The sequence below is a fragment of the Streptomyces sp. NPDC017056 genome (assembly GCF_044332485.1).
GTDB lineage: Bacteria > Actinomycetota > Actinomycetes > Streptomycetales > Streptomycetaceae > Streptomyces.
The window spans coordinates 16,238-38,222 of sequence record NZ_JBIRPD010000006.1 but is presented as its reverse complement, the minus strand read 5'-3'; the positions used below and the strand labels follow the sequence as shown (position 1 = coordinate 38,222).

Genomic DNA, 21,985 nt, shown 5'->3' with positions numbered 1-21,985 from the left:
GCATCAGCCATGCCGAACACGAGCGTGCTGCTCGCCGCCGCGGCGGAGACCTCGAAGACCGACGGCCCGGGATGGATCCTGCGCACCGTCCTCATCGTCGGCGTGCTGGGCGCGGCGTTCCTCGCGTGGGCGCTGCTGCACAATTACGGCAAGGGTGACGACGACCGGGACTGACCCGCGGGCCAGGCCCGGAGGCGTGCCGCTCCGGAGGCGTTCCGTCCGCTTCCGGCGTCCGGCCGTGACCGCCACCGCGGGACGGCAGGTGCCCTCCCGGCGGAGTCGGCGTGAGAGTCGGACGGGCTCACGCATACGATGTGGCGGAAGTCTCTGTCCGTTCCCATCCCGGATTGGTCCTGCCGACGATGAGCCTGCACACCACCGCACAGCACCTGGTCACCCTCGCCGAAGGCGGTCAGAAGGGCGGCAACCACGAAAGCCTCAGCCCGTTCGTCACGGGCGGCGGCGCCCTGATTGCCCTGCTTCTCCTGCTCTGGATCACCACCCGCTTCAACCGCGACCGCTGAGCGCGGGAACCTGGACCCCGGCACCCCGCGCGGCCCAGTAGGGTCTGCACGCATGGGAGAGCAGACAGGGCCCGTGAAGCGGCGGCTCGGAGTGATGGGCGGAACGTTCGATCCGATCCATCACGGACACCTGGTCGCCGCCAGCGAGGTGGCCAGCCAGTTCCACCTCGACGAGGTCGTTTTCGTACCCACGGGCCAGCCGTGGCAGAAGAGCCACAAGACGGTGTCACCGGCCGAGGACCGCTACCTGATGACGGTCATCGCGACCGCGTCCAATCCGCAGTTCTCCGTCAGCCGCATCGACATCGACCGCGGCGGCAAGACGTACACCATCGACACGCTGCGGGAGCTGCACGCCCTGCACCGTGACGCGGACCTCTTCTTCATCACCGGCGCCGACGCGCTCGGCCAGATCCTGACCTGGCACGACGCGCCGGAACTGTTCTCGCTCGCCCACTTCATCGGGGTGACCAGGCCCGGGCACATACTGGCGGACCCCGGGCTCCCCGAAGGTGCGGTGTCCCTGGTCGAGGTGCCGGCGCTGGCCATCTCCTCGACCGGCTGCCGGGCGCGCGTCGCCCAGGGGGATCCGGTCTGGTACCTCGTGCCGGACGGTGTCGTGCGCTACATCGACAAGCGCCACCTGTACCGCGAGGACCCGGCCGGCCACGACGGCCGCTGACATCTGCTGAAGACGGCCGCTGACGACGACCGCCGACGGGGCTGACGGAAAGGGGCACCGGTGAACGACCGACAGGACCCGTACGTGCCGCAGGACCCGTATGCCCACGAGCGGCAGGGGCAGCCGGAGTACACCTACGACGCCTACGGGCGGCCGGTGTACCAGGAGGCGCCGCAGCAGGTCACCTACGACCAGTACGGGCAGCCGGTCGGCTACGACCCGTACGGCGGGCAGGCGCCTTACGACCCGTACGGCGGACAGCACGGCGGACAGAACGGACAGCACGGCGGGCAGCCGGGCGCCGGGCAGCAGGGGTACGAGTACGACCCGTACGGCCAGCAGCAGATTCCGCAGCAGGCGCAGTACACCCAGCAGCAGTACGACCCGTACGCGCAGCAGCAGCCACAGTCCCCGCCACAGCAGCAGCACGGCATGCCGCCGCAACAGCAACAGCAACAGCAACAACAGCAGCAGGGGTGGATCCCGCAGCAGTCGGCGCAGCCCTCGTACGAGCAGGTGTCCTACCAGGAGCCGGAGCACCAGCAGTACGGGCAACAGCAGACGCCGGAGGCCGGCGCGCAGGTGCCGGGCGGCGCGGCGCCGGACACCGCGGAGCAGGTGCCCTCCCGGGGCGCCGGGGCTTCCCCGACCTCCGGACCGGCCCCGGCCGGCGGTACGGACTACCGCACCGAGCAGTTCTCGTTCATCGAGGAGCCGGCCGAGGAATCCGAAGACGTCATCGACTGGCTCAAGTTCACCGAGAGCCGCACCGAACGGCGCGAGGAGGCCAAGCGGCGCGGCCGCAGCCGCAAGGTCATGCTGATCGTGCTGCTGGTTTTGCTGCTGCTCGGCGGCGTCGGCTACCTGTGGTGGGCGGGCAAGCTGCCGGGCCTCGCGGGCGCCGAGGCGGGCAAGGAGGCCGGGGGAGCGGGGCAGAAGCGCGATGTGCTCGTCGTGCACCTCAAGGACCCCAAGGGCAACACCAGCACCGCCCTTCTTGTGGACAACGAGAGCACCCACAAGGGCACCACCGTCCTCCTGCCCAACAACCTCGCGGTCTCCACCGATGACGGCGGCGCCACCACGCTCGCCAAGTCCGTCAAGGACCAGGGCATCGACCCCACCAGGGAAGCCCTGAACACGCTGCTCGGCGCCGACATCAAGGCCAGCTGGCGGCTGGACACCCCGTACCTGGAAAACCTGGTCGAGACGACCGGCGGCATCACCGTGGACACCGACGCCACCGTCCCCGGCGCCAAGCAGGGCGACAACCCCCTGGTCAAGCAGGGCAAGGCGCAGGAACTCAACGGCCAGGCGGCCGTCGCCTACGCCACCTACCAGGGGGCCGGCGAGGCGCAGACCAAGCAGCTGGAGCGCTTCGGGCAGGTCATGCAGGCCACGCTCAAGAAGGTCTCCAGCGACGCGGACGGCGCCACGGCCACCGTGAAGTCGCTGCTCCAGGTGCTGGACCCGCCGCTCACCGAGGCGCAGCTCGGCAGCTCGCTCGCCCAGCGCGCCGAGCTGGCGAAGGCCGGCGCCTACGGGACCACGTTGCTGCCGGTGCAGCCGGACGGCACGCTCAGCGCGCAGGCGTCCGCGAACGTGGTCAAGGAGGTGCTGGGCGGCACGGTCAAGAAGACCGACCCCAGCTCGACCCCGCGGATCAGCGTCCAGAACGCCACCGGCAAGAAGGACGCGACCCAGAAGGCGCGCATCGCCCTGGTCAACGGCGGCTACACGTTCGTCGACGGCGGCACCGCCGCGGCGGCCAGGCCCGCCTCCGAGGTGACGTACGCGGACGCCGCCCAGAAGGCGAAGGCCGAGGAGGCCGCGAAGACGCTGGGGCTGCCGGCCGGCGCCGTCAAGCAGGGCAAGGGCGCCGCGAACGCGGACCTGACGGTGGTCCTGGGTCAGGACTACAAGGGCTGAGGGGCGCCGGGCCGGGCCGTGCACGCGAGCACCCGGCCCGGCTCCGGCCCTGGTCAGGGCGTATGCCCAGGCCCCGCCCCCCATATCCGCGGGCGGTGTCGGCGGTCCGTGAGACCCTTGGTGGGTACCTGACCACCGATCCCGAAAGCTGGATTGTGACCGCCACCGACCGCTCCATCGAGCTCATCCAGGCCGCTTCGCTGGCGGCCGCCGACAAGCTCGCGCACGACATCATCGCGTACGACGTCAGCGACGTGCTCTCCATCACCGACGCCTTCCTGCTGGCCTCGGCCCCCAACGACCGCCAGGTCAAGTCGATCGTCGACGAGATCGAGGAGCGGCTGAACAAGGACCTGGGTGCCAAGCCGGTGCGCCGCGAGGGCGACCGCGAGGCCCGCTGGGTGCTGCTCGACTACGTCGACATCGTCGTCCACGTCCAGCACAGCGAAGAGCGCGTGTTCTACGCCCTGGAGCGCCTCTGGAAGGACTGCCCCGAGCTGGACCTGCCCGAGGAGGCCAAGGCCACCCGCGGCAAGGCCGCGGCCCACGCCGAGGCCACCGCGGCCGAGCAGGACGGAGACCTGAGCTGAACGGCACGACGGGCGGCAGGGGCCGCCGCATAGTCCTGTGGCGGCACGGCCAGACCGCCTGGAACCTGGAGCGCCGCTTCCAGGGCTCCACGGACATCGAGCTGACCGACGAGGGCGTGGCGCAGGCGCGGCGCGCCGCCCGGCTGCTCGCGGCCCTCAAGCCGGACGCGATCATCGCCTCCGACCTGGGGCGGGCCGCCGCCACGGCGCGTGAGCTGGCCGCCGTGACCGGCTTGGAGGTGACGTACGACGAGGCGCTGCGCGAGACGTACGCGGGCTCCTGGCAGGGCCTGACCCACGAGGAGATCGTGGCGCAGTACGGCGAGCAGTACGCGGCGTGGAAGCGCGGCGAGCCCGTACGGCGCGGCGGCGGCGAGCTGGAGACCGAGGTCGCCGACCGCGCGGCCCCGGTCGTCGAGCGCAACGCCGACAAGCTCCCCGACGGCGGCATCCTGGTCGTCGTCAGCCACGGCGGCACGATCCGCACGACCATCGGGCGGCTGCTGGGCCTGGAGTCCCACCACTGGGAGGGCCTGGGCGGCCTGTCGAACTGCTGCTGGTCCGTGCTCGGCGAGGGTGCCCGCGGCTGGCGCCTGACGGAGCACAACGCCGGGACGCTGCCGGAGCCGGTGCTCGGCGACGACGACTGAGCGGCCCCGCGGACCGCCCCGCCGGGGTGCCGGAGGGACCGGATTTCACATCTGGGCAGGTCGCAGGCTAGAGTTCTTCTTGTTCGCGGCGCCGCCGGGGAAAACCCCGGAGGAGCGGAACAAGACCCGGGGCTATAGCTCAGTTGGTAGAGCGCCTGCATGGCATGCAGGAGGTCAGGAGTTCAATTCTCCTTAGCTCCACACCTCGGATGATCCCGTCTCCCGCACTGGGGGGCGGGATCATTTGTTACCCGGTCCTGCGGGTGCCGCCGGATACCGGAACCGGTACGGCGCCGGGACTGACCCGGTCGGCGGTCCGTGGCAGAATTCGGACGGCGCCGGCAGGGGAGGAGAGAACGCGATGCCCACGAGCATCATGGAGGAGGCCGACGGCCTTCTCGATGCCCCCTCCCCGGTGCGGGACGCCGCCCCGCTGCCGGAAGCCGCGCCCCGCCCCGCCCGCCCGGAAGCGCACGGCGCGGCCGGTGCCGTGCTCCAGTGCCCTTCCTGCGGCTCGCCCCACGTGGCGCAGGTGCTGGGCGACAACGGCGGCATCTCGTTCGTCTGTACGGCCTGCGGCCACAGCTGGAGCTGACGGATGGGCGCTCACAGCAGGAAATGCGACTGGTGCGGCAGCGGGACGCCGATCGTCCGGGACATGGAGCCGGTCAACTCCGACTACCAGTACTGGTGCGAGGAGTGCGCGCGGGCCCTCGTCATAAAAGGCGACCCGATCGAGACGTACCGCGAACTCGACGGGGAGCCGATCTACGGCCGGCTGCTGGACGAGCACTGCACGCTGAAGCGTTTCTATTCCTTCGCGACCGCCTGAGCCCCGGCTCCCCGCGACGCCCCTTCCCCCCTTCCCCCGGCCGCTCCTGACGGCCCGTCTACTCGGCGCGTTCGCGCCTCAGCAGGACGGCGGTCAGGGCCAGGAACGCCAGGCCGGCGATCGGATAGATCCCGGAAAGCAGCATCTGGCCGCCGTTCTGGTGCAGTTCCTCGTGATGGTGGTAGCGGTGCGGCACGAACCACAGCGCGAACGAACAGAAGAGGAGGCCCGTCGCGAGCGTCCCCGCCCACCACCGCTTGCCGGCCCGGCTGCCGAATCCGCCGCGGCCGATCGCCTCCGAGCCGAGCAGGATCAGCATCGGCACGCCCCACACCCAGTGGTGCGACCAGGAGATCGGGCTGACCAGCAGGGCGGTCACCGCGCAGGCCACGGCGGCCCAGGCCCGGCGGCCGCGCAGCAGCGCGACGACCGCGACGGCCAGTCCGCAGACCGCCACGACGGCCGCGGCCACCAGCCACCACAGGCCGGGGTCGTGGGTGTGCAGCAGCCGGGCCAGCGCGCCGCGCAGCGACTGGTTGGCGGTGATCTCCACCTCGCCGACCCGGTCGGCGGCGAAGATGATCTCCGTCCAGAAGCGCCGGGAGTCGTGCGGCAGGACGAGCGCGGACAGCACCACGGTGCCCAGGAAGGTGAGGCAGGCGACGACGGCCTGCCGCAGCCAGGGGTTCCACGCCGCCCGCGGCCCGGCGCCCGCCCGCAGCCGCTGCCAGGCCCGTACGAGCCCGGCCAGCGCGAGGAAGACGGCGAACAGGGCCGGGGTGAGCTTGATGCCGGCCGCCAGGCCGATGCCGACGCCGGCCCACCGGTTGGTGTCCTTGCGCGTCAGGTCCCACAGGACCAGCACGGCCAGCAGCAGGTTGATCTGCCCGTAGCGCAGCGTCGTCCACACCGGCTCGCACCAGACCAGCAGCGCGGCCACGGACAGCGCGGCGGCGAGCGGCGGTACGCGCTCGGGACGGCCGGCGAGCCGCAGGCCGAGGTGCGCGACGGCGGCCATCAGCAGGAGGTTGCCGAGCGTGGCGAGCGTACGCATCTCCGGTACGCCGACCAGCGTCAGCGGCGTGAACAGCAGCGCGGCGAAGGGCGGGTAGGTGTTGGGCAGGTTCGCCGAGGTCGCCACCATGTCGTAGAGGTCCTCGCCGGTGCGCGCGGTCCAGCCCTCGGCGCGGTAGACCATGAGGTCGATCATCGTCACGTGGGCCAGCCGCTGCGCGGTCCAGAAGGCGGCGAAGGAGACCAGGCAACCGATCACCGCCAGCAGTACGGGACGGCGTCGGACGAAGCTCTTCACCGGGGAGGGGCCGCGGGGTGCAGCGGACTCTTCCAGCTCCAGCGCGGTCACGGCGTACAGCTCCCCAGGACGAATCGGGCACGGCTCGCCGACAGTACCTCGCGCCGTTCCCGGGAGGCCGCCCGCAACCGATTTGGCAGAAGGCGGGGAGGTCCGTGTAATGTAGGCGATGCCGCAGCGGGGAGCCGGAAGGAAACCGCGGTGGAACACAGCAAGGGGCTATAGCTCAGTTGGTAGAGCGCCTGCATGGCATGCAGGAGGTCAGGAGTTCAATTCTCCTTAGCTCCACAGAAGGACTGATGTCCACGGGATCCCGTCCGGTCGAAGCGACCGGGCGGGATCTTCGCGTTGCGGCCGTATCATCGCGTTGTGACCGCCCAAGGGCTTCTCGGCCTCAGGGTTTCTCCAGCCGGAGGGCGAGTGCGGGACAGCGGCGTACGGCCCGTTGGGCACGGCCGCGCAGCCGTCCCGGGAGCGCGGTGTCCGAGATCACCGGGTAGCCGTCGGGGTCGAGGCGTACGGCCTCCGGGAGCAGCTTCGCGCACAGCCCGTGGCCCTCGCACAGGGTCCAGTCCACCGCCAGCCGGCCCGCGGCGGCCGTCGGGTTCCCGGCGCCCGTGCCCGTGCCGTCGACCGCGTCCGCCGCTTCCGGTGCCGGGAGCGGCAGCACACCGGCGGTCTCCCGCCCGCAGCCGCCGGCCAGGGCGTGCGCGGCGAGGTCGTCGGGGAACGCGTCCAGCGCGGAGAGTACGAACCGCGCGGCACCGTCCGGGTGTTTGCACGCGCCGCGCCCGCGCACGGCCTGCGCGGCGTGCCGTACCGCCTCCAGCGTCTCCTGGCCGCCGCCCGACAAGGTGGCCGCCAGCGCGCTCGCCAGCGCGGGCAGGCCCAGCCGGCACGGCCCGCACTGTCCCGACGACTCGGCCGCCAACCAGTGCGCCACGCGCAGGGTCTCGCCCAGCGGGCAGCTGCCGGCGGGCACCGGCAGCACCGCGCCGGCGCCGAGCGCCCCGCCGCAGGCCGCGAGCGCTTCACGGGTGACGACCGTCCCGTAGGCGGTCGGTGCGTCCAGCCAGGCGCCGTGGTAGCCGCCCACCAGGACGCCGCCGGGAGCCGGGTCGGCGGCGCACACCTGGAGGACATAGGGAAGCGGCACCCCGCTCGGTGCCTCGACGACGGCGGGGGAGGGCACCGCGCCGGACACGGTCAGGAGCAGGGTGCCGGGCTCGTGGGGCGCCCCCGTGGAGGCGTACCGGTGCGCGCCCAGCCGGGCGGCGACGGCGAGTTGGGCGAACGTCTCGGCGTTGGAGAAGAGCGTGGGCGCGCCGCCGAGCCCGGACTCGGCGGCCCGCACGCGCCGCCCCGGCGGCAGCGCGGGACCGCCCCCGGCCGCCCGGATCAGCGCGGACGCCTCGCCGGAGACCAGCCGTTCCGGTACGCGCACGAGCCGGGCGCGCAGCGACCGGCCGCGCCGCCGGTCGCTCAGCCCGCGTTCGGCCAGCGCGTCCCGTACGGACGTCTCGGCCGTGTCCTTGGTCACGCCGACGACCAGGGTGCGGGCGCCGAGGGCGTCGGCGGCGAGCAGCGCGCCGTCCAGGACGAGGTGTGGCGCGCGGCACAGCAGGACGGTGTCCTTGCGGCAGGCGGGCTCGCCCTCGCAGCCGTTCACGACGACCGCGGGCCGGACGCCCGAGCGCCGCGCGTGGTGGGCCACCGCCTCCAGCTTCCGCGCGAGCGGGAAGCCGGCGCCGCCGCGGCCGCGCAGCGCGATGGCGTCCGCCAGTTCGGCCAGCCGGTGCCCTGGGAGGGTCGGCGGTGAGCCGTGGGCGAGCAGGTGTGTGCGGCGGTCGAGCCGTTCGGCCTGGTCGAAGCCCGCGGTCAGCCGGGGCAGGCCGAGGGCGTACACGGGCGGGACGTCGGGGAGCGGGCCGGTCACGTGCGGGGCCGGCCGGACGAGGCGGAGTGGAGCGCGTGCGGGCCGGAGCGGCGGGGGTGCGCGCCGGAGTGGAGGGCGTGTGAGCCGGGGTGGAGGGCGTGCCGTCCGTAGGAGGGCGGCCCGGCCTCCAGGGGCGGCGGGTTCTCCAGGGGCGGTGGGTTGGGAAACGGCGGCTCCGGGGGCGCGGCGGGCGGGGGTGCGGCAGTACGGGCGCGCAGCCGCGCACGGAGTATCCGGGGGAGGAAGGCGCGGGCCAGGAGGGCGGCGGCGACGGCCGTCAGGCACAGCGCGTACCCGGCGGTGACCCAGCCCGAAGGGCTGCGCCCCGCCTTGAGGCCGTGGAGGAGCGCCAGGCACCAGGCCGGGTACGCACAGGCGTGCAGGGCGCGCCAGCGTTCGGACGCGCGCCCCTTTCCGGCGAACGCGCTGCGCAGTGCGCCGGTCGCGGCGGTCAGCACCATCAGGTATCCGGCCAGGGCGCCAAAACCGATCAGCGTGGACGCGTCGGGGGCGGGCGTCCCGGAGAAGGGGAGCAGCGCGTTCAGGGCGCGGGCGTGCCCCTCGGCGGTCTTGACCGCGATGTGCAGGACCAGGAAGCCGAGCGAGGCGGTGGCCACGGCCCGGTGGACGCCCTGGGCGAGCAGCCGGCTGCGGGGCAGCAGGACCGTCCGGCCTGCCGCGACCAGGCCCCAGACGACGGAGGCCGTCAGGGAGACGAGGGTCAGCACGCCGCCCGTGAAGTCGAGGAAGCCGCGCAGGGGGCCGGTGCCGGCGAGCAGGGCGAGGGCCAGGGCGGTGGCGGCTCCGGCGGCGAGGGCGGGGCGGCGCAAGCGGCGCCGGCCCCGGACGGCGACCGGGGGGCCGGGGCGGCGTGGACCGGGGACCTGGTCCGAGGGGTCAGGGCGGCGGGGGCGTCGCCCCGGGCGGGGTAAGCCGGGGAGGCGCGATCCGGGGGCGGCACGGCTCTTGCGGTGGGGGCGCATGCGGGAAAACTAGGGCGGCGCGGGGCCGGGGCGGCGGGCTTTCCGTAAGCGGGGTGGTGCGGGGCGGCGCGCTGCTACCGTCGGTCGTCGGCCCGTCCCGCTGGCCGCGCGCGCCTCCGGGAGCCCGCCGTCGCCGGGGTACGGCCCCTGGGCCCAAGGGCGGTGCTCCAAGCGGGCCCGGCGCCCCCTGCGGTACCCTGACGCCATGCGTGCCGTACGCCTTCTGCTTAGCGGGCCGCGCTGACCAGTACCGACCGGTGAGCTTCCGGTCGGCATCGGCGCGGCGTCCCCTCCTGTGCGAGGGGTCTTTTTGTTTCCGCAGGATTCGCAGTTTTCGCAGGTGCCGCAGGCAGAGACGACCGATGGAGCTTTGAGGACGATGAGCGAGACGACTTCGGCTGCCGAGGTGGCAGCGCCGCACCGCTATACGGCAGCGCTGGCCGCCGACATCGAGGCGCGCTGGCAGGACTTCTGGGAGGCCGAGGGGACGTACGAGGCCCCGAACCCGAAGGGCGACCTGGCGGGCGACCCGGAGCTGGTGGCCAAGCCCAAGAAGTTCGTCATGGACATGTTCCCGTACCCCTCGGGTGCGGGCCTGCATGTGGGCCACCCGCTGGGCTTCATCGCGACCGACGTCTACGCCCGTCATCTGCGGATGACCGGCCACAACGTGCTGCACACCCTGGGCTTCGACGCCTTCGGCCTGCCCGCCGAGCAGTACGCCGTGCAGACCGGCACGCACCCGCGGGTCTCCACCGAGGCCAACATCGTCAACATGCGGCGCCAGCTGCGCAGGCTGGGCCTGGGCCACGACCGGCGCCGCTCGATCGAGACGATCGACCCGGCGTACCACAAGTGGACCCAGTGGATCTTCGTCCAGATCTTCAACTCCTGGTACGACGCCGACGCGAAGAAGGCCCGCCCCATCGCGGAGCTGGTGGCGCAGTTCGAGGCCGGGGAGCGCGAGACTCCGGACGGCCGCCCCTGGAACGCGCTGAGCGCCGCCGAGCGCGCCGAGGTCCTGGGCGAATACCGCCTGGCGTACGCCTCGGACGCGCCGGTCAACTGGTGCCCCGGGCTGGGCACCGTGCTGGCCAACGAGGAGGTCACCGCCGACGGCCGGTCCGAGCGCGGCAACTACCCGGTCTTCAAGGCCAAGCTGCGCCAGTGGAACATGCGCATCACCGCCTACGCGGACCGCCTGCTGGAGGATCTGGACGGGCTGGACTGGCCGGACGCCATCAAGCTGCAGCAGCGCAACTGGATCGGCCGCTCCGAGGGCGCGCGCGTCGACTTCCCCGTGGGCGACGACAAGATCACCGTCTTCACCACCCGCCAGGACACGCTGTTCGGCGCCACCTACATGGTGCTGGCGCCCGAACACGAGCTGGTCTCCGGCGAGCGCTCGATCGTCCCGGACGCCTGGCCCGAGGGCACCCACGAGGTCTGGACCGGCGGGTACGGCACCCCGGCCGAGGCCGTCGCCGCGTACCGCAAGCAGGCCGCGGCCAAATCGGACGTCGAGCGGCAGGCCGAGGCCAAGGACAAGACCGGCGTCTTCACCGGCGCGTACGCGACCAACCCGGTCAGCGGCGAGCGCGTCCCGGTCTTCATCGCCGACTACGTGCTGATGGGCTACGGCACCGGCGCGATCATGGCCGTCCCGGCGCACGACAGTCGTGACTTCGCCTTCGCGCGCGCCTTCGAACTGCCCATGCGCTGTGTGGTCGAGCCGTCGGACGACCGCAGCCAGGACCCCGCCACCTGGGACGACGCCTTCGACTCGTACGAGGCGAAGCTGATCAACTCGTCCGGCGCCGACATCTCGCTGGACGGCCTGACCGTCCCGGACGCCAAGATCAAGATGACCGAGTGGCTGGCCGCCAACGGCATCGGCGAGGGCACCGTCAACTTCCGGCTGCGCGACTGGCTGTTCAGCCGCCAGCGCTACTGGGGCGAGCCGTTCCCGATCGTCTACGACGAGGACGGCGTCGCGCACGCGCTGCCCGACTCGATGCTGCCGCTGGAGCTGCCCGAGGTCGACGACTACTCGCCGCGCACCTTCGACCCGGACGACGCCGACACCCAGCCCGAGACCCCGCTGTCCCGCAACGAGGACTGGGTTAACGTGGAACTGGACCTGGGCGACGGCCCGAAGAAGTACCGCCGCGAGACCAACACCATGCCCAACTGGGCGGGTTCCTGCTGGTACGAGCTGCGCTACACCGACCCGAACAACGACCGGGCGCTGGTCGACCCGGAGATCGAGCAGTACTGGATGGGCCCGCGCGAGGGCCAGCCGACCGGCGGCGTCGACCTGTACGTGGGCGGCCAGGAGCACGCCGTACTGCACCTGCTGTACGCGCGGTTCTGGTCCAAGATGCTGCACGACCTGGGCCACATCAGCTCCTCCGAGCCGTTCCACAAGCTCTACAACCAGGGCATGATCCAGGCGTTCGTCTACCGCGACAGCCGCGGGATCGCCGTACCGGCCGCCGAGGTGGAAGAGCGCGACGGCGCGTTCTACTACCAGGGCGAGAAGGTCAGCCGCGTCCTGGGCAAGATGGGCAAGTCCCTGAAGAACGCCGTCACGCCGGACGAGATCTGCGCGGAGTACGGCGCGGACACGCTGCGCCTGTACGAGATGGCGATGGGCCCGCTGGACGTCTCGCGGCCGTGGGACACCCGCGCCGTGGTCGGCCAGTACCGCCTGCTGCAGCGCCTGTGGCGCAACGTCGTGGACGAGGCGACCGGCGAGGTCACCGTCGCCGACACGGAGCCCGACGAGGACACGCTGCGCGCCCTGCACAAGGCGATCGACGGCGTCGGCCAGGACCTGGCCAACCTGCGCTTCAACACCGCCATCGCCAAGGTGACGGAGCTGAACAACCACCTGACCAAGGCGGGCGGCCCGGTCGCGCGCTCGGTGGCCGAGCGCCTGGTGCTGCTGGTCGCGCCGCTGGCCCCGCACATCGCCGAGGAGCTGTGGCGCAAGCTGGGCCACACCGACTCCGTGGTCCACCGCGACTTCCCCGTCGCCGACCCGGCGTACGTGGTCGACGAGACCGTGACCTGCGTCGTGCAGATCAAGGGCAAGGTCAAGGCGCGCCTGGAGGTCTCCCCGTCGGTCACGGACGCGGACCTGGAGGCGGCGGCGCTGGCCGACCCGGCGGTCGTGGCGGCGCTGGGCGGCGCGGGCATCCGCAAGGTGATCGTGCGGGCGCCGAAGCTGGTGAACATCGTTCCCGCGTGAGGCACCGTTTCCGCAGCCTGAGCCCTTCGCGGGGCGTGGCTAAGGGATGACCACTACGGGCAGGTTGGGGGTTCGAAGGGAACCCCCGACCTGCCCGTTGCGTTTACGGTGGAAGAGCCGGGCCCCCGGCGCCACCGCCCCCATGCGTCGTCACGACGAGGAGAAACCATGGAAGCCGTCGCCGCGATCTTCGGGCTCCTCTTCCTGCTGTTCGTCGCGGCCGGCGTCTTCGTCACGGTCAAGGCCGTCAAGGCGGCCAAGCGCGGCGTGGACCGCGGAATGGCGCAGGCGCGCCGGACCGTCGAGGACACCACCCTCAGGGCCCGGCAGTTCACCCAGCCGGGCGTGGCAGGGGAGCTGGCACAGCTGCGGCTGTCGCTGCGCACGTCGATGCGGGCCACCCAGGACGTGCTGCACGCGGGCGCCGCCGACGACGCCTCGCTGAAAGAGGCGCTGGGGCTCTTCGAGCGGCTCAGCGCCCACGGTCACGAGCTGGACGACGAGCTGAAGCGGCTGGAGCGGGAGCCCGCCAAGGCCGGCGTCGCGGCCCGGCTGCCGGAGCTGCGGGAGCGCCTGGAGCGCATCACGCACTCCGCCGAGTCGCTGCGGTGGGCGGCCAGGGACCGCGCCCGGCAGTTCGCCGACGACGACCTGGCGTCCCTGGGCGAGCAGATCGACATGGAGGCCGGCGCGCTGCGGCACTGGGCGAAGGAGCCGCTGGAGGACCGCCTCAAGACGCCGGAGGAGGGGGCGTCAGGGACCGCCGCGTCCGCCGCGTCCGGTGGCTCGCCCGCGGCGCCTGCTGGGTGGGGGCCGGCCGAGGACGAGACTCCTGCCATCACGGCGCGGGACGCGCGTACGCAGCCCGCTTACCCCTGGCAGAAGGCGCCGCGTACGGAGCGGACGACCTGAGGCGACGGAGGCGACGGAGGCGACGGAGGCGACGGAAACGGGGGCCGGGCCGAGGCACGGGCGGTGACGGGCCGGGCACTGGTGCGCCGGGTGGTGATGGGCCGGGCGCTGAGGGGCGTCGGGCGGCTGCTCACGGCACACCTTTGACCATTCCTATGGGATCTTGAAAGGAGCCCGCACTGTCGGGCGCCCGGATCCCCGGATAACCTCCCAGTCATGTCCCGCCATGTCGCGATCGTCACCGATTCAACGGCCTACCTGCCGCGGGCGGCACTGGAGCACCACCGGATCACGGCGGTGCCGCTGACCGTCGTCCTCGGGGACCAGGCCCTGGAGGAGGGCACCGAGATCTCGGCGAGATCGGTCGCCCAGGCGCTCCAGAAGCGCAGCTCCGTGACGACTTCGCGGCCCAGCCCGGAGACCTTCGCCGCCGCCTATGAGGACATCGCGAAAGCGGGCGCGCAGAGCATCGTTTCCCTGCATCTGTCCTCGGAGTTCTCCGGCACGTACGACGCGGCGGTGCTGGCGGCCAAGGGGGCTCCCATTCCGGTACGCGTCGTGGACACCGGCATGGTCGCGATGGCGCTGGGCTTCTGCGCCCTGGCGGCGGCCGAGGCGGCGGAGGCCGGCGGCAACCTGGACGAGGCGGTCGCGGCGGCCGAGAAGCGCGCCGAGCAGACGTCCGCCTACTTCTACGTCGACACTCTCGACTATCTGCGGCGGGGCGGCCGGATCGGGGTGGCCCAGGCGCTGCTGGGCTCGGCGCTGGCCGTCAAACCGCTGCTCCAGCTCGACGAGGGGCGGATCGAACTCCTGGAGAAGGTCCGCACGGCGTCGAAGGCGATCGCCAGGCTGGAAGAGATCGCCGCGGACCGGGCGGGAGAGGGGCCGGTGGACATCGCCGTGCACCACCTCGCGGCGGCCGAGCGGGCGGACGCGCTGGCCCAGCGGCTGCGGGAACGGCTGCCCGGGCTGGTCGAACTGCACGTGAGCGAGGTGGGGGCGGTGATCGGCGCGCATACGGGGCCGGGGCTGCTGGGGGCGGTGGTGTCGCCGCGTTAGCGGGAGGGGGTGGATCCGTGGGCGTAGTCGTGGGTGTAGTCGTGGGGGCGCGGAGGGGCTCTTTCGGGTGACGCGGTTATCCACAACCGGCGGGTTATCCACGGGAATTGACGGCTCGGAGCGGGATTCGCGCGGAGTACCTAACGTCGTTGGGCATGACGCAGAAATCACTCTCCGTAACCGAGAATTCTGGCCCTGCCGCTCCCTTCGGACCCGATCCCGGCCCTTCCTCGGGCCCTGACTCCGATCCCCGCTCAGGCCCCAACTCCAACCCCCGCTCCAGCCCTTACTCCAATCCCTTCTCCGACGCCTCCTCGGGTCCCTCGTCGGATTCCTTCTCCGATGCCTCCTCGGACCCTGACTTCGGCTCGGGATGCCGGGAGGGGGCGCGGCCCAAGGTGCGGGGGCGGGCCGCTCGGCGGGCCGAGACCGCTGCGGCGGTGCGTGCGCGGGCCGAGGCCCTGTTCCGGGGGCCGCCGGGCGCGGGCGTACCGGGCGCGGGCGTACCTGGGGCGGACGTACCTGGCGCGGGCGTGCCGCACGCGGATGCGCCGGCTGGTCCCGCGGGGGATCCGTGCCCCGGGCGTGCTGCCCGCTTACGGCTCGCCGTGCGGGAACGGCTGCCCCTGTGGGTGCAGTCGAGATGCGCGATCGACCCGAAGGCGCTCGTCGCGCTCGTCGTGGTGCTCGTGGTGGCGGCGGCCTTCGCGGCCCACCATTTCTGGTCGGCGCGGCCACAGCCCGTACGGGCCCCGGCGGCCCACACCGCGCCGACCGCGGCCCCGGCCCCGGGTCCGGCCCTCGCTCCACAGCCGCGGGTGACCGCGCCGCCGTCCGGCGGGCCGCCGACGGCCGCCGGAAGGCTCCTCGTGGTCGACGTCGTCGGAAAGGTGCACCACCCCGGCATCCACCGGCTGTCACCGGGCTCGCGGGTCGCCGACGCGCTGCGGGAGGCGGGCGGCGTCGTGAAGGGCGCGGACACCCGCGGGCTGAACCGGGCGCGGCTGCTGGTCGACGGCGAGCAGATCGTCGTGGGGGCGCCGGCGCCGGGCCAGGCGGCGCCGGGTGCGGCAGCCGGACCCGGTCCCGGCGCGGCTTCCGGGGGCGCCGGAACGCCCGGCGGCGCGGGCGCCGGAGCCGCCGCTCCCGTAAGCCTGAACTCCGCGACCCTGGAACAGCTCGACGGCCTGCCCGGTGTCGGCCCCGTCCTGGCCCGGCACATCATCGAGTACCGCACCGCGCACGGCGGCTTCACCTCCGTGGACCAGCTCCGTGACGTGAACGGCATCGGCGACCGCCGCTTCGCCGACCTGCGGCCCCTGGTCCAGCCATGACCACCGACCGCCGCGCAACCGTCCACGCCGCGGCCTCCTCGCCGTACGGCGCAGCCGACCCGCGCCCGGAGGACGCGGCCGTCGATCTCCGCCTGGCGGGGCCCGCGCTCGCGGCGTGGGGAGCGGCGGCGCTCGCGCTGGGGTGGTCCGGCGGTGCGGTGGCGGCGGGCTGCGCGGTGGCCGTCGCTCTGGCGGCGCTCGTGGCGTTCGGCGCGGTGCGGCGTCCGGACCTGCGGGCCGCCGGGGTGCTGGCCGCCCTCGCCGCGGTGCTGTTGAGCGCCGCCGCGGGGGCCGCGTCGGCGGCGCTGCACGCGGCGGACGTACGGCGCGGTCCCCTGCCGGGCCTGGCGCACGGGTACGCCCCGGTCACGGCCGAGGTGGAGCTGACCGGCGACCCGCGCCTGACGCGCCCACGGGTGCGTGGCGCCCAGCAGTCCCCGGCCGCGCTCGTGTTTCCCGCCGACGCCGTGCGCGTCACCGCCCCGGACGGCACGGTCACCGCTGCCCGCACCCCTGTCCTGGTCGTCGTGCAACGGACGAGGAACCTCACCGACTGGCAGCGGCTCCTGCCCTCGACCCGTGTCCGTGTCGCGGCCCGCGCGGCGCCGTCCGTCCTGTCGTCCGACCGGGTCGCCGCGGTCCTGCGGGTGACCACTGGCGGCGGCCCGCACGTGGTGGGTCAGCCCGACGCCCTGCAACGGCTCGCGGGCGGCCTGCGGGCGGGACTCCGCGAGGCCACCGACGGCCTGAGCCCCGACGCCCGCGCCCTCCTCCCCGGCCTGGTGGTCGGCGACACCTCGCGCGTACCGCCCGACCTCGACGACGCCTTCCGCGCCACCGACCTGACCCACCTGCTCGCCGTCTCCGGCAGCAACCTGACCATCCTCCTGGTGCTGCTCATCGGCCCGCCCCACCTCGCCGTACGGGCCGAACGCCGCGGCCTGGCACCCCTCCTGGGCCTGTCCCTGCGCACCACCGCCGTCGTGGGCGGCTCGATCGCGCTCGCCTTCGTCATCATCTGCCGCCCCGACCCCAGCGTGCTGCGTGCCGCCGCCTGCGGCCTGATCACCCTGCTCGCCATCGGCACGGGGCGCCGCCGTTCCCTCGTCCCCGCCCTCGCCGCCGCGGTCCTGGTCCTCGTGCTCTACGACCCCTGGCTGGCCCGCAGTTACGGCTTCCTGCTCTCCGTCCTGGCCACCGGCGCCCTGCTCACCCTCGCCCCGCGCTGGAGCGCCGCCCTGCAACGCCGCAGGGTGCCGCCCCGCATCGCCGAGATGCTCGCCGCTGCGGCCGCGGCACAGGTGGTCTGCGCGCCCGTCGTCGTGGTGCTCGCCGCCCGCGTCGGCCTCGTGGCCATCCCCTGCAACCTGCTGGCCGAGCCGGCCGTGGCCCCGGCCACCGTCCTGGGCTTCGCGGCGCTCGCCACAGCCCCGTTCCTCCCGCCCCTCGCGCACGCCCTCGCATGGTGCGCGAGCCTGCCCACCGCGTGGATCGCCGGCGTGGCCCGTACGGGAGCGGGGCTGCCGGGCGCGGAGTTCGGCTGGCCGGGTGGCTGGGGCGGCGCGCTGCTGCTCGCGGCCGTCACGGTGGCGCTCGTCCTGGTCGGCCGCCGGCTGCTGCGCCGGCCCTGGTTGTGCGTGCTCAGCGTGCTGGCGCTGCTCCTGGCCGTGCTGCGGCCGGCTCCGGTCACCCGTGTCATCACCGGCTGGCCGCCCCCGGGCTGGCGCGCGGTGGCGTGCGACGTGGGGCAGGGCGACGGCTTGGTGATCGCCGCCGGGGACGGCACGGCCCTGGTCGTGGACACCGGCCCGGAGCCGGACGCCATCGACCGCTGCCTGACCGGCCTGGGCGTACGCCGCATCCCGCTCCTCGTCCTGACACACTTCCACGCCGACCACGTCAGCGGGCTGCCCGGTGTGCTGCGCGGCCGTTCGGTCGGCGCCATCGAGACCACGACGTTTCAGGAGCCCTTCGGCCAGGCCGCCTTCGTGTACCGCGCGGCAGCGGCAGCGGGCGTACCGGTGACCGGTTCGGCGCCGGGGGAGCAGCGCAGCATCGGCGCGCTGACCTGGCAAGTCCTCTGGCCGCCCGCGCCCGGCCCCCACCACACCGGCTACGCGTCCCGTGCCGTCGAGGGGCCCAACGACGCCAGCGTCACGTTGCTGCTACGCATCGCCGGCCTGACCTTCCTCCTCCTCGGTGACCTCGAACCGGTCGCCCAGCGAGCCCTGTTGACCCAGTACCCCGACCTGACCGCCGTCGACGTCCTCAAGGTCGCCCACCACGGATCCGCCTACCAGGACCCGGAGCTGATACGCCGCCTGGCGCCGCGCGTCGCCCTGATCAGCTGCGGTGCCGGCAATCCGTACGGCCACCCGGCGCCGCGTACCGTCCAGGCGCTGCGCTCCCAGGGAGCCAGGGTGCTGCGTACGGACACCGACGGCGCCATCGCGGTGCTGGGCGGCCGGGACCGGCTCACCACCACCGTCAGGGGCGGCAGGCGGAGGCCGGGACGCCCGACTGGTCGGCGCAGGGCACGTGCCGGTACTTCCGCAGGACGTTCTTCGCCGTGTCGGAGTCCATGAACACCCGGAATTTCGCCGCGAGGGAGCCGTCCTCGGGCTGCCCGTACGCGTAGAGGTACTCCACCGTCCAGAAGGGATAGTTGCGTTGTCCACCCCACTCGATGTCGGGCTCGCGCCCGTTCAGCCGCACACTCGTCACCCGCGGGTGCTTGGCCGCCGCGTACACCTCCGCGTAGCCGATCGCGCCCGGCACGCGGCCGACCGCGTCCAGCAGGCTGCCGGTGCTGTTCACCTCGCAGCGCGTGACGCGTGCCGCCGCGTCCCGGTCCTTGCCGCTGCAGTCGTACGAAGACACCGTGCCCGGCTCCGAGCCGCGCAGTACGGACGTCTCGAAGGCCCGTCGGGTGCCCGAGGCCGCGTCCCGGCCGACGATGCGGACCGGCAGGTCCTTGCCGCCGAGCTGCTCCCAGTTGGTGTACCGGCCCTCGTAGATGCCGCGGACCTGTTCGGAGGTGAGGTTGTCGACGCCCGTCCGCTCGTTCACGACGAGAGCGAGCAGGATGATCCCGACGGGCCGGCCCGTCAGCTCCTGGTAGATGGACGGCGCGGCCACGTCCGACACGGCGAGGAAGGCCGGGTTGCCGCCCGGCGCGGACTTCCCCGCCTTGCTCAGCCGCCCCAGCCCGGCGAGGCTGCCGCTCTCCGCCACCTCGATCTCGGCGCCCTGGCAGCGCGCCTCGTACTGCTGGGCGATCTCCCGCATCGGCGGCGCGAAGGCGGAGGACCCGTCGACGGTCAGCCGCCCGGTCGCGCACTCACCACCCGCCGTGGCCGGGTGCCCGTTCAGCAGCAGTCCGCCCAGCAGGCCGACGAGGATGATGCACACGCCTCCGAGGCCGAGGCTCAGCTTGCGCGGGCCCCAGCGCTGCGCGTTGCGCCGGATCCGCCCGCCGCTGATGAACCCGCCGACGACGACGTCGTGCGAACGGCGGCCCCCGCCACCGCCGTTCGACCCATCGCCGTCACCACCGCTGCCACCACCGTCGTCCGCCGACAGCAGCACCAGCAGCTTGAAGTGATTGCGCTTGTTCAGCGGCACCTTGGGCACGACGAGGCGGCCGCCGCTGTGCCGGAGGCCGCTGCCGTTGCGGGTCAGCATGCCCACGAGGTCCGGCGGGTTGGCGTCCGGCACCTCCACCCCGATGACCGTGCGCCCGGTGAACTCGACCGTCAGCGGCTCCTGGTAGTCCTGGCGCACGATGTCCTTGCCGCCGTCGTTCTCGAAGCGCAGCAGCGCCAGCGTGGCATCGGTGATCTCCTGGTCCCGGCGGAGCAGCCGCAGCTGTACGAGACTGTGGGCGTCCAGGGGGTTCATCCCGATCGGGGTGTCCATCTGGACGCGGTAGCCGATGCGCTTGCGGCCGGGCAGAAACCGCTCCACCGCCCAGAGGACGGCCGTGGCGACGAGCCCGGCCGCGGCGAGGAGCGTCTCGGTGTCCGGCAGGGTCACGGCTACCTCGCACAGCTGATCGGATGGCGGAATGCCTGCAATGTAAGGACGCCGGGGTCCGCCCGGGACGGCTTCGGCGTCCCGTCACCAGAGGTTCATCCGCCGTCCGCGCGGACCGTGCCGGAAGCGGGTCCGCGACGGCGGCGGGGCCCTGGAATCAGGATCTGTAAACTCCAGAAATATGAGGATGAGCGAGGGCGTCGAGTGGGCCCTGCACTGCTGTGTGACCCTGGCCTGGGTCGGCGACGACCGGCCGGTGCCGACAGCCAGGCTGGCTGCCTCGTTCGACCTGCCCCCGGCCTACCTGAACAAGCGCCTCCAGGCGCTGGTCCGGGCCGGCATCCTGACCTCGACCCCTGGTGCCCGGGGCGGCTTCCGGCTGGCCAGGCCCCCCGAGCGGATCACGCTGATGGACGTCGTCGCCGCCATCGAGGGCACCGAGGACGACCGAGATCCGCCGGCAGGGCCCCGGCTCGGAAGCGCCCGTGCGGGACTTCCGCAGGCCCTGCGGCATCTCCACCGCGATGCGCAAGGCCGAGCTGGCCTGGCGCCGCGAGCTCGCCCAGCAGACCGTCGCCGACCTCCTGGCCGGCACCCCGGCAGCGGCGGCGGACCGCGCCCGCCGCTGGTTCACGACCGAGAGGACGGGCACCTGATGGCCCCCGAGCGGCCGCGGCCCCAACAACCGCGACAGGCCCAGCAACCCCCACAGGCCCAAGCGGCACCCCGGCCCGGCGGCGAAGTGCCCGAGGCCCGGCCCTCGGACGCCGAGCGGATGCGCGCCGAGCCGCTGGGCCGGTCGCGTACCGACGCCTACCTCCGGCGCATCGGCGCCACCCGCCCGGCCGTGCCCGACGCCGAGGCGCTGCGCGACCTGCACCTGCGGCACCTGCGAGCCGTGCCCTTCGAGAACCTGTCCGTACACCTCGGCGAAGACGTGGTCCTCGACTACAAGGCGCTGGTGGACAAGGTCGTGGGGGCCTCGCGCGGCGGCTTCTGCTACGAGCTCAACGGAGCCTTCGCCGCCCTCCTCCGCGCCCTCGGCTACCGGGTCGAACTCCTCGCCGCCCGGGTCTTCGGGCCGGACGGGCCCGGCATCCCGTACGACCACCTCGCGCTGCGGGTGCACACCGCCGACGGCCACGACGGCCATGACGGCCACGACGTACACGACGGCCACGATGGGCCGTGGCTCGCCGACATCGGATTTGGCCGGAACAGCCACCACCCGCTGCGCCTCGACAGCCGCGCCGAACAGCCGGACCCGGCCGGGACGTTCCGTATCGAGGAGACCGCCGACGGCGATCTCGACGTGCTGCGGGACGGGCGGCCGCAGTACCGGCTGGAACGGCGCCCGCGCGCACTGGCCGACTTCGAGGCGGGCAGCTGGTACCACCGCACCTCGCCGGACTCGCCCTTCACCCGGTCCCTGGTCTGCTCCCGGCTGACGGAGCACGGGCGCGTCACGCTCTCCGGCCGTACGCTCGTGACCACGGGCGCCGACGGCAGCCGCGACGAGCGGGAGCTGACCGAGGACGAGGTGCTGCCCGCCTACCGCAGCCACTTCGGCATCACCCTGGACCGGATACCGGAGCCGCGCTGTTGACGGGTGCGGCTGACGGACGCTGCTGACGGGGGCTACTCGGCCTCCAGCCAGCCTTCGTACTCGTCGGCCAGGGCGTCCAGCTGCTCCGGGTCGTAGCGGCCCGTCGGGTCCTCGACGACCACCAGCCACTGGGCGTCCTCCGCGTCGTCCTCGCCGGCCAGGGCGTCCCGTACGAGCTGGGGTTCCTCCGTGACGCCGAAGCGTTCGGCCAGCGCTTCGGCGACCTCCTCCGCGCAGTCGCGGTCGGGCAGCACCAGGACATGTCGTACATCGCTCACCGGATCATTGTCCGGCAGTGCGGGCCGGGGACCGAACACCGCTGTCAGTGGGCCGTGGGATGCTGTA

19 protein-coding genes, 2 tRNA genes and 1 pseudogene are annotated in these 21,985 nt (G+C 73.3%); 17 read left to right on the top strand and 5 right to left on the bottom strand.

Annotated features, from left to right (window positions below):
* Positions 1-9: 9 nt before the first annotated feature.
* The 9 genes from ACH4OW_RS12755 to ACH4OW_RS12715 all read left to right on the top strand — a co-directional run bounded on the left by ACH4OW_RS12755 (position 10) and on the right by ACH4OW_RS12715 (position 5,207).
* Complete coding sequence (locus ACH4OW_RS12755) at positions 10-174, top strand: hypothetical protein (RefSeq protein ID WP_360122448.1); 165 nt, start codon at positions 10-12, stop codon at positions 172-174.
* Between the two features lie 188 nt (positions 175-362).
* Entirely contained in the window at positions 363-524 is a 162-nt protein-coding gene (locus ACH4OW_RS12750) for a hypothetical protein (protein WP_360122445.1), read from the top strand.
* A gap of 52 nt (positions 525-576) precedes the next feature.
* Entirely contained in the window at positions 577-1,206 is a 630-nt protein-coding gene (nadD, locus tag ACH4OW_RS12745; RefSeq protein WP_360122442.1) for a nicotinate-nucleotide adenylyltransferase, read from the top strand.
* Positions 1,207-1,266: 60 nt separating this feature from the next.
* Positions 1,267-3,135 (top strand): LCP family protein, encoded by a 1,869-nt coding sequence (locus tag ACH4OW_RS12740; protein ID WP_398027263.1) that lies wholly within the window; start codon positions 1,267-1,269, stop codon positions 3,133-3,135.
* Positions 3,136-3,290: 155 nt separating this feature from the next.
* The gene (gene rsfS, locus ACH4OW_RS12735) at positions 3,291-3,725 is read left to right on the top strand and encodes a ribosome silencing factor (protein ID WP_360123266.1); all 435 of its coding nucleotides are present in this window, start codon (positions 3,291-3,293) and stop codon (positions 3,723-3,725) included.
* A complete protein-coding gene (locus ACH4OW_RS12730) occupies positions 3,722-4,375 on the top strand; it encodes a histidine phosphatase family protein (protein ID WP_360123264.1) in 654 nt (217 codons plus the stop codon). The genes rsfS and ACH4OW_RS12730 overlap by 4 nt, the downstream gene beginning before the upstream one ends.
* A gap of 128 nt (positions 4,376-4,503) precedes the next feature.
* A tRNA-Ala gene (locus ACH4OW_RS12725) sits at positions 4,504-4,576 on the top strand.
* A gap of 160 nt (positions 4,577-4,736) precedes the next feature.
* Positions 4,737-4,970 (top strand): hypothetical protein, encoded by a 234-nt coding sequence (locus ACH4OW_RS12720; RefSeq protein ID WP_360122437.1) that lies wholly within the window; start codon positions 4,737-4,739, stop codon positions 4,968-4,970.
* 3 nt (positions 4,971-4,973) lie between these two features.
* Positions 4,974-5,207, top strand: a complete 234-nt coding sequence (locus tag ACH4OW_RS12715; RefSeq protein WP_360122434.1) for a hypothetical protein — start codon at positions 4,974-4,976, stop codon at positions 5,205-5,207.
* Between the two features lie 58 nt (positions 5,208-5,265).
* Here the strand turns inward: ACH4OW_RS12715 and ACH4OW_RS12710 are convergent, their stop codons facing one another.
* A complete protein-coding gene (locus tag ACH4OW_RS12710) occupies positions 5,266-6,570 on the bottom strand; it encodes a glycosyltransferase 87 family protein (RefSeq protein WP_398027261.1) in 1,305 nt (434 codons plus the stop codon).
* Between the two features lie 164 nt (positions 6,571-6,734).
* Between ACH4OW_RS12710 and ACH4OW_RS12705 the strand changes: the two genes are divergently transcribed.
* Positions 6,735-6,807, top strand: a tRNA-Ala gene (locus ACH4OW_RS12705).
* Between the two features lie 106 nt (positions 6,808-6,913).
* Here ACH4OW_RS12705 and ACH4OW_RS12700 read toward each other — a convergent pair.
* Positions 6,914-8,455: an NADH-ubiquinone oxidoreductase-F iron-sulfur binding region domain-containing protein gene (locus ACH4OW_RS12700; protein ID WP_398027259.1), complete on the bottom strand. Its 1,542-nt coding sequence runs from the start codon at positions 8,453-8,455 to the stop codon at positions 6,914-6,916.
* Positions 8,452-9,285, bottom strand: a complete 834-nt coding sequence (locus tag ACH4OW_RS12695; RefSeq protein ID WP_398027257.1) for a hypothetical protein — start codon at positions 9,283-9,285, stop codon at positions 8,452-8,454. Before ACH4OW_RS12695 ends, ACH4OW_RS12700 begins: the two co-directional genes overlap by 4 nt.
* A 532-nt stretch (positions 9,286-9,817) precedes the next feature.
* Here ACH4OW_RS12695 and leuS point away from each other — a divergent pair.
* From leuS to ACH4OW_RS12670, 5 genes are all read left to right on the top strand, one after another.
* Positions 9,818-12,691, top strand: coding sequence for a leucine--tRNA ligase (gene leuS, locus ACH4OW_RS12690; RefSeq protein ID WP_398027255.1), 2,874 nt, complete (start codon positions 9,818-9,820; stop codon positions 12,689-12,691).
* Between the two features lie 168 nt (positions 12,692-12,859).
* Entirely contained in the window at positions 12,860-13,603 is a 744-nt protein-coding gene (locus ACH4OW_RS12685) for a hypothetical protein (RefSeq protein ID WP_398027253.1), read from the top strand.
* Between the two features lie 216 nt (positions 13,604-13,819).
* Positions 13,820-14,665, top strand: coding sequence for a DegV family protein (locus tag ACH4OW_RS12680; protein WP_398027251.1), 846 nt, complete (start codon positions 13,820-13,822; stop codon positions 14,663-14,665).
* 608 nt (positions 14,666-15,273) lie between these two features.
* Entirely contained in the window at positions 15,274-15,999 is a 726-nt protein-coding gene (locus ACH4OW_RS12675; RefSeq protein ID WP_398027249.1) for a helix-hairpin-helix domain-containing protein, read from the top strand.
* A complete protein-coding gene (locus ACH4OW_RS12670) occupies positions 15,996-18,584 on the top strand; it encodes a ComEC/Rec2 family competence protein (RefSeq protein WP_398027247.1) in 2,589 nt (862 codons plus the stop codon). The genes ACH4OW_RS12675 and ACH4OW_RS12670 overlap by 4 nt, the downstream gene beginning before the upstream one ends.
* On the opposite strand, the gene ACH4OW_RS12665 is transcribed toward ACH4OW_RS12670, so the two are convergent.
* On the bottom strand, positions 18,487-20,034 hold the full coding sequence (locus tag ACH4OW_RS12665) for a PstS family phosphate ABC transporter substrate-binding protein (RefSeq protein WP_398027245.1): 1,548 nt from the start codon (positions 20,032-20,034) through the stop codon (positions 18,487-18,489). The two genes, ACH4OW_RS12670 and ACH4OW_RS12665, sit on opposite strands and share 98 nt — an antisense overlap.
* Before the next feature lie 181 nt (positions 20,035-20,215).
* Between ACH4OW_RS12665 and ACH4OW_RS12660 the strand changes: the two are divergent.
* Both ACH4OW_RS12660 and ACH4OW_RS12655 read left to right on the top strand, forming a co-directional pair.
* Positions 20,216-20,690, top strand: a pseudogene (locus ACH4OW_RS12660) (RrF2 family transcriptional regulator).
* Between the two features lie 119 nt (positions 20,691-20,809).
* Positions 20,810-21,640 (top strand): arylamine N-acetyltransferase, encoded by an 831-nt coding sequence (locus ACH4OW_RS12655; RefSeq protein ID WP_398027643.1) that lies wholly within the window; start codon positions 20,810-20,812, stop codon positions 21,638-21,640.
* 32 nt (positions 21,641-21,672) lie between these two features.
* Here ACH4OW_RS12655 and ACH4OW_RS12650 read toward each other — a convergent pair whose 3' ends face one another.
* Positions 21,673-21,918, bottom strand: coding sequence for a hypothetical protein (locus tag ACH4OW_RS12650; protein WP_360122400.1), 246 nt, complete (start codon positions 21,916-21,918; stop codon positions 21,673-21,675).
* Positions 21,919-21,985: the final 67 nt, after the last annotated feature.

Bases quoted from the DNA above. Each gene is read 5' to 3' on its own strand.
- ACH4OW_RS12755 (WP_360122448.1), top strand. From the start codon at position 10: ATGCCGAACACGAGCGTGCTGCTCGCCGCCGCGGCGGAGACCTCGAAG.
- ACH4OW_RS12750 (WP_360122445.1), top strand. From the start codon at position 363: ATGAGCCTGCACACCACCGCACAGCACCTGGTCACCCTCGCCGAAGGC.
- nadD (WP_360122442.1), top strand. From the start codon at position 577: ATGGGAGAGCAGACAGGGCCCGTGAAGCGGCGGCTCGGAGTGATGGGC.
- ACH4OW_RS12720 (WP_360122437.1), top strand. From the start codon at position 4,737: ATGCCCACGAGCATCATGGAGGAGGCCGACGGCCTTCTCGATGCCCCC.
- ACH4OW_RS12715 (WP_360122434.1), top strand. From the start codon at position 4,974: ATGGGCGCTCACAGCAGGAAATGCGACTGGTGCGGCAGCGGGACGCCG.
- leuS (WP_398027255.1), top strand. From the start codon at position 9,818: ATGAGCGAGACGACTTCGGCTGCCGAGGTGGCAGCGCCGCACCGCTAT.
- ACH4OW_RS12685 (WP_398027253.1), top strand. From the start codon at position 12,860: ATGGAAGCCGTCGCCGCGATCTTCGGGCTCCTCTTCCTGCTGTTCGTC.
- ACH4OW_RS12680 (WP_398027251.1), top strand. From the start codon at position 13,820: ATGTCCCGCCATGTCGCGATCGTCACCGATTCAACGGCCTACCTGCCG.
- ACH4OW_RS12670 (WP_398027247.1), top strand. From the start codon at position 15,996: ATGACCACCGACCGCCGCGCAACCGTCCACGCCGCGGCCTCCTCGCCG.
- ACH4OW_RS12655 (WP_398027643.1), top strand. From the start codon at position 20,810: ATGCGCGCCGAGCCGCTGGGCCGGTCGCGTACCGACGCCTACCTCCGG.